General features: G+C 45.9%; 17 protein-coding genes. 8 read left to right on the forward strand and 9 right to left on the reverse strand.

The window, feature by feature from the left end; translation table 11 throughout:
* Positions 1–767: 767 nt before the first annotated feature.
* From ACFFUV_RS21015 to hemC, 4 genes are read right to left on the reverse strand one after another with little or no spacing between them, the layout of a single operon-like run.
* Entirely contained in the window at positions 768–1,949 is a 1,182-nt protein-coding gene (locus tag ACFFUV_RS21015; RefSeq protein WP_390197083.1) for a heme biosynthesis protein HemY, read from the reverse strand.
* Positions 1,949–3,181 (reverse strand): uroporphyrinogen-III C-methyltransferase, encoded by a 1,233-nt coding sequence (locus ACFFUV_RS21020; RefSeq protein WP_390197086.1) that lies wholly within the window; start codon positions 3,179–3,181, stop codon positions 1,949–1,951. The genes ACFFUV_RS21015 and ACFFUV_RS21020 overlap by 1 nt, the downstream gene beginning before the upstream one ends.
* 3 nt (positions 3,182–3,184) lie before the next feature.
* Positions 3,185–3,925: a uroporphyrinogen-III synthase gene (locus ACFFUV_RS21025; protein ID WP_390197088.1), complete on the reverse strand. Its 741-nt coding sequence runs from the start codon at positions 3,923–3,925 to the stop codon at positions 3,185–3,187.
* Between the two features lie 6 nt (positions 3,926–3,931).
* A complete protein-coding gene (gene hemC / locus ACFFUV_RS21030; RefSeq protein ID WP_390197093.1) occupies positions 3,932–4,870 on the reverse strand; it encodes a hydroxymethylbilane synthase in 939 nt (312 codons plus the stop codon).
* A 349-nt stretch (positions 4,871–5,219) separates the two neighbouring features.
* Between hemC and ACFFUV_RS21035 the strand changes: the two genes are divergently transcribed.
* Positions 5,220–7,748 carry a class I adenylate cyclase gene (locus tag ACFFUV_RS21035; protein ID WP_390197096.1) on the forward strand — a complete coding sequence of 843 codons (2,529 nt, stop codon included), beginning with the start codon at positions 5,220–5,222 and terminating at the stop codon, positions 7,746–7,748.
* Between the two features lie 29 nt (positions 7,749–7,777).
* On the opposite strand, the gene cyaY is transcribed toward ACFFUV_RS21035, so the two are convergent.
* Positions 7,778–8,092 carry an iron donor protein CyaY gene (cyaY, locus tag ACFFUV_RS21040; protein WP_390197100.1) on the reverse strand — a complete coding sequence of 105 codons (315 nt, stop codon included), beginning with the start codon at positions 8,090–8,092 and terminating at the stop codon, positions 7,778–7,780.
* A 75-nt stretch (positions 8,093–8,167) separates the two neighbouring features.
* On the opposite strand from cyaY, the gene lptM reads away from it, so the two are divergent.
* The 6 genes from lptM to yigB are packed head-to-tail and all read left to right on the forward strand — an operon-like array spanning position 8,168 to position 12,761.
* Positions 8,168–8,299 (forward strand): LPS translocon maturation chaperone LptM, encoded by a 132-nt coding sequence (gene lptM / locus ACFFUV_RS24075; protein ID WP_446697919.1) that lies wholly within the window; start codon positions 8,168–8,170, stop codon positions 8,297–8,299.
* 18 nt (positions 8,300–8,317) lie between these two features.
* Positions 8,318–9,571 carry a diaminopimelate decarboxylase gene (gene lysA, locus ACFFUV_RS21050; protein ID WP_390197106.1) on the forward strand — a complete coding sequence of 418 codons (1,254 nt, stop codon included), beginning with the start codon at positions 8,318–8,320 and terminating at the stop codon, positions 9,569–9,571.
* Positions 9,572–9,581: 10 nt separating this feature from the next.
* On the forward strand, positions 9,582–10,412 hold the full coding sequence (gene dapF, locus ACFFUV_RS21055; protein WP_390197109.1) for a diaminopimelate epimerase: 831 nt from the start codon (positions 9,582–9,584) through the stop codon (positions 10,410–10,412).
* 30 nt (positions 10,413–10,442) lie between these two features.
* The gene (locus ACFFUV_RS21060; protein ID WP_390197111.1) at positions 10,443–11,147 is read left to right on the forward strand and encodes a DUF484 family protein; all 705 of its coding nucleotides are present in this window, start codon (positions 10,443–10,445) and stop codon (positions 11,145–11,147) included.
* A complete protein-coding gene (gene xerC / locus ACFFUV_RS21065) occupies positions 11,116–12,045 on the forward strand; it encodes a tyrosine recombinase XerC (RefSeq protein WP_390197114.1) in 930 nt (309 codons plus the stop codon). The genes ACFFUV_RS21060 and xerC overlap by 32 nt, the downstream gene beginning before the upstream one ends.
* The gene (gene yigB, locus ACFFUV_RS21070) at positions 12,045–12,761 is read left to right on the forward strand and encodes a 5-amino-6-(5-phospho-D-ribitylamino)uracil phosphatase YigB (protein WP_390197117.1); all 717 of its coding nucleotides are present in this window, start codon (positions 12,045–12,047) and stop codon (positions 12,759–12,761) included. Before xerC ends, yigB begins: the two co-directional genes overlap by 1 nt.
* Here yigB and ACFFUV_RS21075 read toward each other — a convergent pair.
* Positions 12,744–13,358: a tRNA-uridine aminocarboxypropyltransferase gene (locus tag ACFFUV_RS21075; protein ID WP_390197119.1), complete on the reverse strand. Its 615-nt coding sequence runs from the start codon at positions 13,356–13,358 to the stop codon at positions 12,744–12,746. The two genes, yigB and ACFFUV_RS21075, sit on opposite strands and share 18 nt — an antisense overlap.
* A gap of 12 nt (positions 13,359–13,370) precedes the next feature.
* Complete coding sequence (locus tag ACFFUV_RS21080) at positions 13,371–14,387, reverse strand: COG3650 family protein (protein WP_390197121.1); 1,017 nt, start codon at positions 14,385–14,387, stop codon at positions 13,371–13,373.
* A gap of 37 nt (positions 14,388–14,424) precedes the next feature.
* On the opposite strand from ACFFUV_RS21080, the gene ACFFUV_RS21085 reads away from it, so the two are divergent.
* A complete protein-coding gene (locus ACFFUV_RS21085) occupies positions 14,425–14,886 on the forward strand; it encodes an EVE domain-containing protein (RefSeq protein ID WP_390197124.1) in 462 nt (153 codons plus the stop codon).
* A 75-nt stretch (positions 14,887–14,961) separates the two neighbouring features.
* On the opposite strand, the gene ACFFUV_RS21090 is transcribed toward ACFFUV_RS21085, so the two are convergent.
* Both ACFFUV_RS21090 and ACFFUV_RS21095 read right to left on the reverse strand, forming a co-directional pair.
* Entirely contained in the window at positions 14,962–15,789 is an 828-nt protein-coding gene (locus ACFFUV_RS21090) for a Cof-type HAD-IIB family hydrolase (RefSeq protein WP_390197128.1), read from the reverse strand.
* Between the two features lie 116 nt (positions 15,790–15,905).
* On the reverse strand, positions 15,906–16,910 hold the full coding sequence (locus tag ACFFUV_RS21095) for an alpha/beta fold hydrolase (protein WP_390197131.1): 1,005 nt from the start codon (positions 16,908–16,910) through the stop codon (positions 15,906–15,908).
* Positions 16,911–17,128 lie beyond the last annotated feature (218 nt).

The following is a 17,128-nucleotide window of genomic DNA, read 5'->3' on the forward strand; positions in this document are numbered from 1 at the left end:
TTGACCTTGAAAGAAGCAGCCTGCCACGCTGCCGCAGGCATTCGCGGGTTCGAGTCCCGCTGGGTTGCCAGTCCAACCGCTCCGCCACTTATATTAAGCCTCGTCAGAAATGACGGGGCTTTTTTACGTCTAAAGAAAAGGGAACAGTGCTGAGCGGTTGTTCAATAGGTTCTCCAGAAAGCGGTCTATCACACTGATAGGCATTTCGTGGGTTCGGGTTCCGCAGGTAGACTGCTCCGCCATTTATTCAGCCCGCAGACTAGGCATCCCCATCGAAATGTTGGAGCTTTTTACACCTATAGAAATATCTCTTGCTACAAAGTTTGCCTTCATAAGGTGAGTGTATTGAGCTTAATCTCGACCATTTTAGGTGATTGTCTGGATTAGAGCGGTGGTCGTGTCAGTTTGACCGTCATTACGGATTGGCCCTCCGATTAGCTATACTGGGGATATACATAGAAAGGAACGCTAGGTAACGTGGTTCGGGACCTTACCCTGAAACAAGCGACCGAACAGACTGGGGCTTTCCTTTTTATTACTGATTAGACGGTATCAAATCCTTTCTCTACGTCTACTTAACGCCTCGGTTCATAGCCTTTAGGTTTGATGAAAAGAATCAAGGTCAGTATCGGGTGAGTGTGTTCTTGACATCAACGGACTTGAGTCTTCATTTCAACTTTTCCTGCAACCATTTTGAACACGTATTTTAGGCATGAAAAAAGCCGGTATGATACCGGCTTGTTCTTATAGCTGATTGAGTTGTCCTATTAATTGCTGACTAAAGTCAGGGCTTTGCGCGAGACTTCATTTGCAGCTAGGGTCATATTCTGTTTACCCAAAGCATCCGCAAGGAGAGCATAGTCAGTGACTTTAGAGCGAATTTTTAAAGCGCTCTCTAAATGTTGCTGAGCTTGAGGCCAATTTTTTTCTTTCATATGCAGCTGGGCGAGCGCACTATGCGCTTCTGCGTTTTGTCCGTCTTTTTTCAACGCGTCATTGAGAAAAGTGACTGCAGGGTGGTTATCCGACAAGTTAAGTTTAGCGACAAGCTCATATAAGTCAGTATGGCCTGGGTGTTTTTTGAGGGTTTCTTTAATGACGGTAAACGCCTCATTATCTGCTTGGCGTGCAATTAACTGCTGAGCAAAACATTGGGTCAGTGTCTGGTGAGTTTTAAGCTTTTTAGGCAGGTGATCCCAATGCTCGATAAGCCCTTCACTACCTCGCTTTTCTGCTACGTCGATTAAAGCCCCACATTGTGCTTGAATCATCAATTGTTCATATTGTTGTTCCGAGATGCATTTCTCTTTGAGCAGTCTTGGTAACAAGCTTAGCAATGCTTCCCAGCGTTTTAATTCGACATAGGTAGTCTTCAATAAAGACAGAACCATTGAGTTGTTTGGGTATTCTCGATGCAATTCATCAAGCGTCACTAACGCCTTCTCAAATTGTTTTTGGCGGACATGCTGTCTCGCTCGAGTTAACTCAACGACCAAATAAGAATCAGGCTGATCTGCCGCTAACTGTAAGTAGTGATCGCGCTGTTCAATTTTTCCCTGATTGTCTGCCGCTTCCGAGGCCACGAGATAGCAAAGCAAAGGCATATCATGGTGATTAGACCAACGCGTTACTCGTTTTTCGGCTTGCTTATAGTCACCTTCCATCAGCTTAATAATGCCTTCATTGGTGTAACGACGTGAACGTTTTAGTTTACGTACCCCAAACCAATTCCATGTCCTTGAACTCGCGTTCAACGCTTTTTTCAACAAGTACTCTAAACCAAATAAGGCCGCTAAAATCGCAATGACAAAAATAACTAAGGTGGTCACGCTCATTTCGATGGTTTTATTGGCAATAGAGATAAGTACATAACCTTGTTGACCAGCAAACTGTGTCCCAACGAATAGGCCTGCACCCAGAATCACGAAAAGAAAAATAAGACGAAACATTATTCTTCCTCCGTAGTCAGAGTGGTGACTTCTCTACGTAACCGTTCGTTAATCACATCGCTCAGCTGCTTCTGAGTTTCAAGTTTTGTCGGGTACTCTACGGCAACGTTTACTTTACTGAGTTGGGTGAGTGTTTTATTGAACTCAGCAACTTTATTGTCATCCTGATTGAGGTAGCTAGCTGACCACTGCTTAGCTGTTTTTAGCGCAATATCATAAAGTGCTTGTTGTTCGTCATACACGCCTTTAATCGCCGTTTGTAGCTGGGCTTTTAGATTCTCGCGTAAATAGAAATGTTGCTCAGGGGACAATAACGGTGTGACATTCCCATCGCGAGTGCGGAAAGTAATAAAGTTTTCAGAGAAGTCTTTTAAAGAAGTTAATAGATTATTTTGCCAGTTAGCAATATTTTCGCTGACTTGCTCGGTTTGAACTTCTGCCGCTTCAGGCAAAATGGCGTTGGCTAATGGTAGTTCATCCACTTGTTGCTGCATGGAGACCAAACGCAGAACCAGTCCATCACGATCAACGAGCGGCACATTTTTCAGCTCGGTAATATCGTTAGCCATAGCTTGGCGAAGTGGAACCAGAGAAGGGTCATTTAAAGCCGCAATTCGAACATCTGCGCTTTCCATTAGTTTGGTGGCGCTAAAAGCATCATGCTCTAGGAACAGTTTGCGACCAGCCAGTTTGACAAGGTAATCCGCTTCCGCCAACAGCCAATCATTGGGACGACGCCCTTTCACATCGGCAACCGCGAGTTGTAGGCTTTTAATGGTTTGCTGCTGTTGATTGAGAACCGTCTCTGTACGATTGGTGACTTCCGTCGCTTTTTGTATTGCTTGTTGTTTAGCATTATCAAGCTGAGAGTCTAGGTTGTTCTGCATTGTGCTCAATTTAGATTCTAAATCCGCGATGCGAGCTTGGTATTCACTCTCTTTTTGCATAGCAAAATAGCTACCACCACCGGCAAAAACAATTGAAATGATCAGCGCCAACGCGGCCATTTTTCTGCCTTGAGATTTTTTTTGTTCAGGGGCAATGGTCGAAGAAGCTGTTTTGGGTGTTGAGGGCGCGGTTTGTGGTGTCTCGCTTTTTTTCTCTGTCGAGGAAGAAGAAGGTGAATCCGCCTTGTCTTTTTTTACCGCAGACTTTGGCTCTTGCGCTTTAACAACCGTTTTATTGGTTGATTGCGGAGATTGTTCTGAGTCGTTGTTTTTCTTATCTGTCATTGATTACTGTCCTATATTTGGCTGGAGAGTGGCCAATAAATCTGAATTTGCTGCACTGCCCGTATTCGAGACGATGTGAAAACCCATGGCGTTCGCTTCCTTTGCGATGCGATCACTCGGTACAATCAGTTTGAGAGAGTAGAGCCAATGTAAGTCAACCTCTGCGATCTTTGAAGCAAAGAAATTGAGTTGACCGCTACTGGTGATTACAACGGTATCGATATGTGCTTGTTGCCACTGTGCGACCAATACCTCTGCATCAAAATCTCGATATTCTCTTTGATACACTTCTCTGTATTCTACTATTGCACCACGCTCGACGAGTGTGTCAAAAATGAGCTCTCGCCCACCATTTCCGCGCAGAATAACGATTTGTTTTTTATTGATATCTTGTAAGTCATCGAGTTCAAGAAAATGTTCACTATCACTCTGTTGGGGATAGTTTACTTTTTGTCCGCACACTCTGCTCAATTCAAGTGCGGTTTTATGACCTATGGCAAGGTAGTGGCAGTCTTGCGGCCAGCTTATATTATGTTGAGTAAAGTATTCATCAGTAAAAGCGACTGAATGCTGGCTGATCGCGACCATGATATCGATTTGTTCAATATCATCAGAAAGTTGTGACAGTTGTGAGCCGGGAGTGAAGGTTAAGAGAGAGTGATGGAAGCTGGCAATACCGGCTTCCATCAATTGTTGGCATAGCGAGTAACCTTGTGCACCGGGGCGGGTAACTAACACGGCCATCGGTGATTACTCGTGTTCGTGATAAAGCTTGTCTAAAATTTCTTTGGCACCATCGTTTAATAGTTGGTGTGCCAACTGCACGCCCATGGTTTCAGCGTCTTTGCGCGGGCCACGAATTTCGCCACGAACAATTTGGGTGCCATCCGGTTCCCCTACGAGAGCACGCAGCCAAAGTTCATCACCTTCCAGTATGGCGTAGCTGCCGATCGGTACTTGGCATCCACCTTGTAGAGTGATGTTCATTGCTCGTTCACAGGTAACGCGATCAGCGGTATCCGCATGAGCTAAAGGTTCAAGTAACTTAATCAGACGTTCATCGTCCAAGCGGCACTCAATACCTACGGCACCTTGACCAACGGCAGGCAAAGATTGCTCTGGTTCGATAAAGCTGCGAATTCTTTTTTCTAATTCAAGGCGTTTTAATCCTGCAGCGGCGAGAATGATGGCGTCATAATCCCCTGCATCGAGCTTAGATAAGCGAGTCCCAACGTTGCCACGTAGTTCTTTAATAATAAGATCGGGACGATAGGCTTGGAGCTGGCTTTGGCGACGTAAACTGCATGTTCCGACGACGGCACCTTGTGGGAGATCATCGATCGACTGGTATTGGTTAGATACGAAAGCATCTCGCGGGTCGCCACGTTCACAGATAGTGACTAAGCCTAGACCTTCGGGAAAATCGACGGGAACATCTTTCATCGAATGGACGGCTAAATCGGCTCTGCCTTCGAGCATGGCCACTTCTAACTCTTTTACAAACAAGCCTTTTCCACCCACTTTTGCTAAAGGTGTATCGAGGATGATATCCCCTTTGGTCACCATTGTGACCAATTCCACTTCGAGTCCTGGGTGTGCGGCTTGCAACGCATCTTTGACATAGTGGGCTTGCCATAAAGCAAGTGGACTTTTGCGCGTGGCGATTCGAATTGGTGTAGATTGTGTCATGGTGTCAGTCGTGTCTTTTCTGAAAAATCTTACTCTCATCCTAACATTGTCGAGCATGAAAGTATTAGTGATTGATGGTGTGCAGGAGGGATCGATGTAGGGTTTCGTTTATTGAACGAAAATTGTGTGATTAGGTTCTCGTTTACAATATGGTCTATTATTAGAATTGATGGTTAGGTACCAAACTATGCCGCAAATCAAAGAGAAATAATATTAGGCGCGTAATTTTGAATCGGATCGTTCAAATCTTTACCAATCCAAATAAAAGTGTTAGATTGATCACGTTTTCAGGCGCGTTGTGAACAAAATCGTTAGAACGCAGAGACAAGATTTATTCAAGGACTGTACCTTGCAGGCTTACACTAAGACAATTATTCAGAGACTCGACAAGCTCAACCAGCAGCGTATAGAGCGCGCGCTGGCGTTGATGGATCTGCAAAGTCAGCGTGTATTCCATCTTATTCCCGCTCTGTTGCATTTCAACCATCCAGTTATTCCTGGCTTTTATGACGAGTCGGTTCCCCATGGTATTTGCGGTTTTGAACCGAATACGGTGCAAAAGCAGTTTGTTGAAGACACTGAACTTATCATTGGTAAACCCCTTACCACTAGTCGCCAAGCTAATATACTCGGTCTTTATACGATGGGAAGTACCTCATCGATCGGTCAAAGTACCTCAAGTGATTTAGATATTTGGGTGTGCGTCTCGGCTGAAATGAAAGCTGAAGAGCGTAGCTTATTGACGAATAAGTGTTTATTGATCACTGATTGGGCACAAAGCCAAGGTGTTGAAGCCAACTTTTTCTTGATGGATGAGGAGCGTTTTCGTACTAATCACTCAGAAGAAATGACGGGTGACAACTGCGGCTCTTCTCAACACCTGTTATTACTCGATGAATTTTATCGTTCAGCGGTGCGCTTGGCTGGTAAACGTCTGTTGTGGCAAATTGTGCCACCAGAAATGGAAGAGTGTTACGACGAGTACATTGGTAAAATGTGCCGTGACGGTCATATCAACTGCGCGGAGTGGATTGATTTTGGCAAGCTTAACCGTATTCCTGCTGAAGAGTACTTCGGTGCGAACTTGTGGCAACTGTATAAAAGTATCGACTCTCCGTATAAGTCGGTGCTTAAAGCTATCCTTCTCGAAGCATACTCTTGGGAGTATCCACATACCCAATTATTAAGCATCGATACTAAGCGACGTTTCTTTGCCCATGAGCCAGACTTGTACGGCATGGATACCTATTATCTGATGCTCGAAAAAGTGACGCGCTATTTAGTGCGTATTGGCGATCATACGCGCTTGGATCTCGTCCGCCGCTGCTTTTACCTCAAAACTCATGAGAAATTATCTCGTGAGCCCGGTGTCGGCTCTGTCGCGTGGCGGCGAACCGCCATGTCTGACATGATTAAGTCGTGGGATTGGAATACCGAGATGCTTCAGCAGCTTGACGACCGCCGTAACTGGAAGGTTGAACAAGTTAAAATTGTTCATCACGATTTGCTCGATGCGTTGATGCTTAGCTACCGCAACTTAATTCAGTTCGCGCGCCGTAATGATATTACCTCAGCGATTAGTCCACAAGATATCAGTATTCTTGCGCGTAAACTCTATGCAGCATTTGAAGTCCTTCCGGGCAAAGTGACGTTACTGAACCCGCAGATTTCGCCAGATTTACATGAATCTGATTTGAGCTTTATTCAGGTACAACCTGGACGAACCAACAAACCGGGTTGGTATTTATATAAGCAGCCACTTGAGCCTCAGCGTTTAATGGGTCAGAAGCCTCTTGAGCACAACGAATATCTCAGTAAGTTGGTGGCCTGGGCGTTTTTTAATGGGTTAATTACCGAATCTACTCATCTGCATTCAGTCGTGCGTGATGCGCATATGGACATTGATAAGTTCTACCAGATGGTGAGTGATCTGCGTAATACGTTTTCATTACGTAAACGTCGTCCTTCGATGCAAGCATTAGCTAGCCCGTGTGAGATCAGCCAGTTAGCGATGTACATTAACTTTGAGAATGACCCAACGGACGAGCTCAATGGGAAATCCCATAAAGTTGATTTAAAAAATATCGATATCTTTAGCTTTGGGCCAGAACAAAGATGTTTGGTTGGCAGTGTGGATTTGGTGTATCGCAATTCGTGGCATGAGGTTCGTACCTTACACTTCCGCGGCGAAACCGCCATGCTGGATGCGCTAAAAACGGTATTAGGTAAAATGCACCAAGATGCGTTGCCGCCGGAGTCTGTCGATGTTTTCTGCTATAGCAAAAACTTGCGCGGTGTTATGCGTAATATGGTTTACCAACTATTAGCAGAGTGTATTGAGCTGCGCCTAAAACCTGTCGAACAAACCAAACGTCGCCGCTTCAAAGCGATGCGTATGGGTCAGCAGATGTTTGGCTTATTCTTTGAGCGTCGAGGAGTGTCGGTTCAGAAGTTGGAGAACTCGGTCGATTTTTACCGCAGCATCTCCACCAATAAACTGAAAGGCTCACCTTTGCTGATGCTGGATAAAGAGCAAGATTTCTCTTTACCAGATGTTGTTGATGGCTTTGCCAGTGAAGGCTTGATCCAATTCTTCTTCGAGGATTCCGATCAAGGGTTCAATATCTATGTTTTGGACGAGAACAATCAGGTTGAGGTCTATCACCAGTTTAGCGGTGAAAAAGATGAAATGATCGCCAGCGTGAACAGCTTTTATACCTCGATGCGCGGCAGTGATGGTGTGGTGGACAGTTTTATCAACTTTAACTTGCCACAGTACTATCAGATTGTGCATCCGAAAGAGGGCGAAGATTACGTGGTGCCTTACCGAAGTGATGCCACGACTTACGATAAACTCAATCGAGCGGCAAATGCCTAAAATAAAAAAGAGCACTTACGTGCTCTTTTTTATGTCCAATCGATGGTTTCTCCAGCGTGTTTTTCACACTCTTGTTTGACCATCTCTATTAGCTCAATACCAGTTTTAGAACAGATCCAATGTTTGGAATCATATTGGAAGTGATAACCACCAGATTTTGACGCTAACCAAATTTCACGCATTGGCTCCTGACGATTAATAATCACTTGGCTACGGTCTTCAAATTCGAGCGTCATGACGTTGCCAGAAACCTCATAATCGATGTCTGCGCCTGAGTCATCGACCATCTCTTCGATTTTTTCCATTTGTATATCGGCAAGTTGATGAAATTCAGTCTCGTTCATCTTGTCTGTCCTATTGCTTTTCCTGAGTGTGGTGCGATTATAGGGGGCATTGAAAGAATAATCACGAATTGGCCAATGAAAAAGACTTTATTAGCGCTATTTATCTTCTCTGTAGTAGGGTTATCCGGTTGTGGACAAACTGGAGCCCTTTACATGCCCACAGATTCTCAACAAAATGAGCAAACTGACAGCTCAAATACCGATTAGTTATTAAGGGAACGTATTTTGGATTACTTTAACTATCAGGACGATGGTCAGCTATGGGCTGAAGGCGTCACATTGACCAGCTTGGCCGAGCAGTATGGCTCGCCACTTTACGTTTACTCGCGTGCAACGCTTGAGCGCCATTGGCATGCCTTTGATAAGTCGGTCGGTGAGCATCCGCACCTTGTTTGCTATGCGGTTAAAGCCAACTCTAATCTAGGCGTGTTAAATACATTGGCTCGCTTGGGATCGGGGTTTGATATTGTTTCCGGCGGTGAGCTTGAGCGTGTTATCGCGGCTGGCGGAGAGCCGAGCAAAGTCGTGTTCTCTGGTGTGGGAAAAACACCCGCTGAAATGCGCCGTGCACTGGAATTGGGTATCAAATGCTTTAACGTTGAGTCAGAGCCTGAATTGGTTCGTCTTAACCAAGTGGCTGGTGAAATGGGAGTTAAAGCGCCTATATCTTTGCGTATCAACCCTGATGTCGACGCCCACACTCACCCTTATATTTCGACTGGACTGCGGGATAATAAGTTTGGTATTGCCTTTGAACGCGCACCAGAAGTGTATCAATTTGCACAAGGCTTAGCGCACCTGGAGATTCACGGAGTTGATTGCCATATCGGTTCTCAGCTCACAGAAATTGCCCCGTTTATTGATGCGACCGATCGCCTGCTTAAACTGATCGATGATTTGAAGCAGCAAGGTGTGCATATTCGCCATCTTGATGTTGGTGGTGGTTTAGGGGTGATTTATCGAGATGAAATGCCACCCCAACCATCTGAATATGCGAAAGCGTTGTTGGCTCGTTTGGAGAACCATCAGGACTTAGAACTGGTGTTTGAGCCTGGACGTGCTATCGCAGCGAATGCTGGCGTATTGCTTACCACAGTAGAATTCCTAAAACACACTGAGCACAAAAACTTCGCGATCATTGATGCGGCGATGAATGATTTAATGCGTCCCGCTCTGTATCAAGCTTGGCAAGATATTGTTCCTGTGAAACCGCGCCAAGGTGAAGCAGTAACTTACGACCTTGTTGGGCCGATTTGTGAAACTGGCGACTTTCTTGGTAAAGACCGAACTCTGTGTATTGAAGAAGGTGATTTGCTAGCTGTTCGTTCTGCGGGGGCCTATGGCTTCGTCATGTCATCGAACTACAATACACGCCCACGTGTTGCAGAAGTGATGGTTGATGGTGATCAAAGCCATTTGGTGCGTCGTCGTGAAGCGTTAACCAGCCTGTGGGAACTTGAACAAATTCTGCCGGAGTAACGAGCGTCTTATGCATTTCCATTTTTCAAAAATGCATGGTCTGGGTAATGATTTTATGGTCGTGGACTGCATTACTCAGAACATCTTTTTCTCACCAGATTTGATCCGCCGTTTGGCGGATCGTCATACAGGCGTGGGCTTTGACCAGCTTTTGGTGGTTGAGGCGCCTTATGATCCTGAAAGTGACTTTCATTACCGCATTTTTAATGCCGATGGCAGCGAAGTCGAGCAATGTGGCAACGGTGCCCGTTGTTTTGCGCGTTTTGTCCGTATGAAAGGGTTGACCAACAAGTACAACATCTCAGTCAGTACCAAAAAAGGCAAAATGGTGCTCAATATTGAAGATGATGGGCAAGTGACAGTCAATATGGGGCAACCTGAATTTGAGCCCAGCAAGATTCCATTTCGCGCCAAGCAAACTGAGAAAACCTACATTATGCGGGTGGAAGAGCAGACGCTTTTCTGTGGTGCGGTCAGTATGGGTAACCCTCATGTTGTGACCATTGTGGATGATGTTACCACTGCCAATGTCGAAACCTTAGGGCCATTATTGGAATCTCATGAGCGTTTTCCTGAGCGCGTAAACGCAGGTTTTATGCAAGTCATTAGCCGTGATGAGGTTAATTTGCGCGTTTATGAACGTGGAGCAGGAGAAACACAAGCGTGTGGTAGCGGTGCTTGTGCGGCCGTGGCTGTAGGTATTGTTCAAGGGGCGCTAGATAACAAAGTGAAAGTGCACCTGCCTGGTGGCGATTTGGAAATTCAATGGAAAGGTCCAGGACATCCTTTGTATATGACAGGGCCGGCTACGCATGTGTTTGATGGTCAATTGAACTGCTGATAACAATATATAACAACATAGGAAAATCGAGTGTCGCAGATTGAAGCAGACGCATTAACGGCGGAAATTGTCGCCGAATATTTAGCTGAAAACCCAGACTTCTTTCTTCACCGCCGAGAGCTGGTGGATCGTTTATCTCTTCCTCATCAAGAGCAAGGGGCCGTGCCATTAGCTCTGGTACAAATGAATCGTCAGCGTCGCCGAATTGAAGAGTTAGAAGAAGACATTACTGCTTTAATGTCGCTGGCTGCCAACAATGACAAAACCTTTCATGAGTTTATGTCATTGCAAGAGCAAGTTCTCAAGTGTGAAGCTTTGTTACCTGCTTTTGAGGCGGTACAGGCGATGGCGCGTGACCTCAATCTAACCGCGTACATTCGCTTGCTTGAAACACCACACAGCGAGTATCAATTAAGCTCTGATGTGTACCAACGTTTTACGACCAATCACTTAAATGGCAAAAGTGCGTATCTTGGGCGGTTACGTAAAGCGGATCGTCACGCACTATTTGGAGAAGACAGTGACGCGCCGGAAATGGGGTCCTATGTTGTGTTACCTTTACACAAAGGGGCAACACTTGGCTTGTTGGCTTTTTCCAGTGAGGATGGCGGGCATTTTCAGCCGCATATGGACACACTGTTTTTACGCCATCTAGCGTTAGTGCTTTCGCATTTGATGGTTACATTACCTTGGCAAGTGACTGATGAACGACGCTCTACCCACTCTTTCTCGTAGTTTACAACGTCCACTCGAGCGCTTTTATGAATATTTGCGTAGCGAGAAAGGGCTTAGTTTGCATACGCAACGTAATTATAAACAGCAGCTTGAAACCATGGCGCTGCAATTAATGACGTTGGGGCTGAAAGAGTGGTCACAAGTCGATGCTTCTTGGGTGCGTCAATTAGCCAGTAAAGGCATGCGTGAAGGCATGAAAGCCAGCAGTATCGCCACTCGTTTGTCATCACTGCGCAGTTTTTTCGACTTTCTGATCTTACGCGGTGAGATGAGCGCGAACCCTGCGAAAGGAGTGTCTGCGCCTCGCAAGAAGCGGCCTCTGCCCAAAAATCTGGATGTCGATGAAGTCAATCAACTGCTTGAGGTGAACGATGATGATCCCTTGTCGATTCGAGATCGGGCGATGATGGAATTGTTGTATGGGGCGGGGCTGCGTTTAGCTGAGATGGTCAGTATCGATGTGCGTGATATTAGCTTATCTTCAGGTGAGATTCGCGTTGTCGGTAAAGGTGATAAAGAACGTAAAGTGCCGTTTGCTGGTCAAGCTAAAGAGTGGGTGGCCAAATGGATGAAAGTGCGTTCAAATCTAGCGCAACCAAGTGAGAAGGCACTGTTTGTTTCTAAATTAGGCGTGCGAATTTCTCATCGCAATGTTCAAAAACGCATGGCAGAGTGGGGGCAAAAGCAAGCGGTCTCTAGTCATATTAGCCCGCATAAACTGCGTCACTCGTTTGCCACGCATATGCTCGAATCAAGTAACAACTTGCGTGCGGTGCAGGAATTGTTGGGCCATGAAAATATTTCCACGACTCAGATCTATACTCACTTAGATTTTCAACACCTTGCGACGGCATACGATGAGGCCCATCCGCGAGCCAAGAAAAAACGGAACGACTAATGCGCTATTATCGCCAGCTAAAACCCATCTATGCTATGAGCTTCGATCTCGATGACACACTGTATGACAACCGTCCTATCATTCGTCAGGTCGAGCAGGGTGTTGTAGCATGGTTACATCAGCAGCATCCTGTTACTGCCACTCAATCACCAGAGTGGTGGCAGGCGCTGAAACTCTCCGTGGCAGATGCGACACCTGAAGTTAAACATGATGTCAGTGAATGGCGTTATCAGCAGATTTTTCAGGGGCTGAAGCTTTTGGGTTATGATGATCTAAAAGCAAAGCAAGCTGCCGAACAGGCATTATCTCTCGTGTTAGACATGCGTAGCGATTTCGAGGTGCCGAGCACCACGCATCAGGTGATGGCCAGTCTAGCTAAAAAAGTGCCATTAATTGGGATTACTAATGGCAATGTTGATGCAAAAAGAATAGGACTTTCTCCGTATTTTCAACAGGTTTTCCGTGCAGGGCCAGATGGCCGTGCCAAACCATACTCTGATTTGTTTCAGCAAGCTCAGCAGGTATTAAATCTACCACCACAAAACATCTTACATGTCGGCGATCATTTACGTACTGACGTGTCTGGGGCGCGAAATAACGGATTTATGGCGTGCTGGTTCAATGACCAAGGCCGGACTTTGCGTCATGCGACGAAAGCTCGTGTCCTGCCAGACATTGAAATTGTTGAACTGAGTGAGTTACTTGAGTTGGTTTAGTGGCGACGGTTGGAGCGCATGACCGCTCTTTTCTGCCTGATATACACGCAAGTAGTAATCTAAAAACTCAATCAGCTCTTCGCTTTGTGGTGCAAAACCAAGTTCATTGAGTAGCATTGCTCCCACTTCTAACGTGCATAAATGTCCCGGCTGCTGATTGCTACGAAGCGTATACTTTGATGCTTGGTCGACATTGAGGTGCACATGCTGAACCTCACTAAGCCACGGCGTTTTACGCTGCATTTTCTGCGCTTCTTGCCATGTTCCATCCAACACAATAAACAAGGGCTCTCGGTCAGCTCGGCGAGCAATTTTTTGTGCTTTATCAACGCTAATGCTCTCATCACTCGGGTATAAGATAAAAGGAGTAACCGCTTGGCTGCTCATCTTTGCCACCAGTTCGGGAGCCGCTTGTAAACGCTGCCAAGGATAGCGGCGACACTGGGGCAAACAACGCGCTAATAAGTGGCCAGTGTTAGTTTCTCGCTCCCACTCTCGCTCATGAGTCAGCAGCGCTAAATGGATGGCGACTTCACTTAAATCAGGGATATGCGAGCAAATACATTGATGCTCAAAACCACATTGCGGACACGACATACACAGTTCCTCTTATTGCTGAGCTTTGTAGAGCGTTAATCCACCGTTGGCGATGGTATAAATAACGTCTCCGACTTGCTCTTTTTCTGCTTTGAGCGTATTGCCGTCAACAGTGAAAATCCGTTTTGAGACCAAATATTGTCGCTGGTGGCGAGTCATGACGACTTGTACTTGGTTGTCATTGAGCTGCTGCCAATAGCCATTCTCAACAGAATCAGCGTCGCCATTTTGATAACCATAGACGGTGGTTGCGGAGTGATCATCATTGAGAGTCATTGTCACCGTAAAATTACTCGCATCGTTAGCTTGTGCTTGATAGGTCGCGCTCCACTTCTGGGTGACATCCAGGTTTGAGATCGCGCCACAACCTTGGTATTCGTGTCCGTCATGACGGAACTCGGCTTGCCAGCCGTAAAGATTATCACTCATCCCATCTGAGCAGCTGCGTTTGTCTAATTGCAAAAAGCCATTTTCTAATTGGTAGAACCGTTGGTCGCGGCGAATACGGCGTGACGTAACAACGAGAGGTTGCGGCGCCGCGTCGACTTGGCGCTGTATGAGCTTTTGTTGGTCAAATTCTACCGACCAAAATGGCTCGGTGCCAAGCGCGCGAGTTGGTTTATTAGGTTGACGACACAGCTCTGGGTTATCGGCGCTAATGAAGTTGAAGTGATCGACCACAAAACGCGAGGTAAAATCAGCATCCAGCCCAGTTCGAGAGGGTGGCGCTAAGTGGCCAACTAACTCAGCATATAAGGGTTCATAAGGCGCGCTTAATAGCGGTTTTAGCTGAGCGAGTTTGTCATCAGAAGCATCTAGCCAGAACTGATGTTGACTCTCACATGGCATAAAGGATTGCGCTTCGCGACCCAAGACAATTTGCCCACGCATCACAAAGGTTGGGACTTGAATTGACGCGGGATCATCGAGAGTCGCTACAGGAGTGGCTTTTTGCGATGACGGTGAGTGGCTGCACGCGGCTAGTAACGTAGTAAACAGGATTGCGACTGGGTTTCTTAACGCCTTCATGGTATACCTTGGCCATCAAATTGAATTGGAAGACATTATGGCATATTGGTTGTTTAAAACCGAACCGGATGAGTTCTCAATTGATACGCTTCGCGTTCGTGGTACAGCATGCTGGGAAGGCGTACGTAACTATCAAGCGCGAAATATGTTGAGAGATGAGGTAAAAAAGGGCGACTTAGTCCTTATTTATCACTCTTCTTGCAAGAAGGTCGGGGTTGCTGGTGTCGCGCGCGTGGTACGCGAGGCGTATGCTGATCACTTTGCGTTTGATGTAGAAAGTGATTATTACGACGCGAAATCAACGCCGGATAATCCTCGCTGGGTGATGGTCGATATTGAATATGTTTCAACCACCAGTCGCATTATTACCCTCGCCGAAATGAAAGCGATGCCAGAGCTTGAGGCGATGCCATTGGTGAAACGAGGCAACCGTTTATCGATTATGCCCGTCAGTGAACATGAGTGGCAGGCTATTCTTGGTAAAGACAGCAGTAGCTAATCTTACGCGGCGTATAACACAAAGGCAGCGTCGGCTGCCTTTGTTGTTAGTGAAGTAACTCAGTGAGAAACACCGTTACAGTAGATGCGTTCGCAAATAATGGGCGACGGCATCATCCGCGTTGCTGCCAATGACTTCGTTATTAGGCAGTGCTTTAAACACTTTGTCGTGAGCGGTTCCCATGATGAGCCCTTTACCCGCCATGTCCAGCATCTCTTTATCATTCATACCGTCACCAAAAGCAATACAGTCAGACAGAGAATAACCGAGTGACTGAGCAACGGCATTGAGTGCTTCGCCCTTTGAGACGTTGGCGGCCATGACTTCAAGGCACCAAGGTGTGGAAAATGCCACATTGAGCTGACCTTGAAAGCGAGCATTTAGCACTGTTTCCAGGCGAGCTAACCGCTCATGATCTTTGCCTGGGTGAGTAAAGAACACTTTGGCAATGCCATCTGATGGCGCTTGGCTTGGGTCAAAGAGTTGGTAGCTAAATCCTGATGCGTTATGGAATTCACGCAGCTCTTGGTTTTCGTGACTGATCAGCCAGTTTTCATTGCGGTACATATGAATGTAAATTTCTTCATCTTCACGAACCACATCGATCACGGATTGCACCAGTTCGCTCGGTACATTTTGGCTATACATCAAGGTGTCGTGCTGATCATGAACACGGGCACCGTTGGAGGTGATCATGTACGCAGGAATGCCAACGATTTCACGAATCCCGGAAACATCGACATGATGACGGCCTGTCGCAAAGATAAAGGTATAGCCTTGGTTATGCAGCTCTTTAAGTGTCTGTTTGGTAAAGTCACTCAATTGGTGGTTGGGTGCCAGTAAGGTACCGTCTAAATCCGATGCCACAATGCGGAAAGGGCTCTCTTTGCGTACTTCTGTCATATTATCCTCTTTAAGTGAGCCCTTGGGCTCGAAAGTCGAAAACCAGCGAGGTAACTAGTTTACTGCAATTGAAAGCGGAAAAAGAGGGTAAAAACCAAACCAAGACATTTCCTATTTTACGCTTGGTGTCGCGGGTATTGAGCGAAAAAACTCAGTAAGGTATCGAGCACTTGGTTACGATATTGGTCTTGTTCAAACAGCAGTTCATGCCTTGCACCATGGATGATCTTAAATCCACAGCGAGTATTGGTACGTGCCAATTTTTTGATGAATTTAATATGTGATGCGTTAGCAACAATGGTGTCATCGCCGGCCTGCATCAGTAGTAAAGGTATTTTAATTTGCCGAGTCAACTGAATGGATTGTTTGGCCGCCATCATCGATTGCCATACCCAGCGAGTACTCGGGCCACCGACTTGCAGTTCCGGTTTATCCTCATAGAGCTGACGAAACCATTCATAACGAGGTAAACATTGGTTCAGTGGATTACTGTCAAACGGCTTAGGATAATAAGCTTGATGACCCGGAGCATAGACAGGTTTAGGGTTGCAGGCGGTCAGAAGTTGACTGATCAGCGAGGCAATGGGTTTTAAATACCATGGTAAGTGAATGCCAAACATCGGAGCACTCAAGGCCATGGCATCAAATTGATGCTGAGGATGTGTTTGAATATAGCGAGTCGCGATGGTCCCACCCATCGAGTGAGCTAATAAATGGCGTGTTTGATACCCCGATAAATCAAAGGTATCGACCATCTTATCCATATCCAAGAGATAATCATTGAATTCATCGATGTGACCAATTTGTGGGTCGTCAGTGAGACGACCAGACAACCCTTGACCACGGTGGTCATATGAGAAGATATCATAGCCTTGTTGATAGAGATCGTAAAACAGCTCTTGATACTTCCACGTACTTTCAATTCGACCATTAATCACCACAATGGCTTTGGTGTGTTGTGGGTGCGTCAATTTTACCCAATATAAACTAGTTCTATCGAATGAGGTAATCGTCCCTTCGACTCGCTGTTGCCATAATTGAGCAATATGGCTCGAGCTAGCTTGGGCAAATTGTTGTTCTTGCGTGTAACGGTGCTTAGGTGTCGATTCGATATCAGACATACTTCATTTTGAATTGGATAAACCTATGACAAATTAGATTATGTGGGCTTTGAATCTCAGAGTCGAGAAAAAAGCCGTGATTTAGTGAAGTGAATATCGGTGACGTGACGGTGAGTTAATTTATGACTCATCGTGGCACATTACGGGAACTTTATAAATTTAACCCGGTCGCAAGTTACGGTTTAACTGGTTCTTTGGTTTATTTTTTGTGCCTTGTA

The organism is Vibrio olivae (assembly GCF_042428525.1).
GTDB lineage: Bacteria > Pseudomonadota > Gammaproteobacteria > Enterobacterales > Vibrionaceae > Vibrio > Vibrio olivae.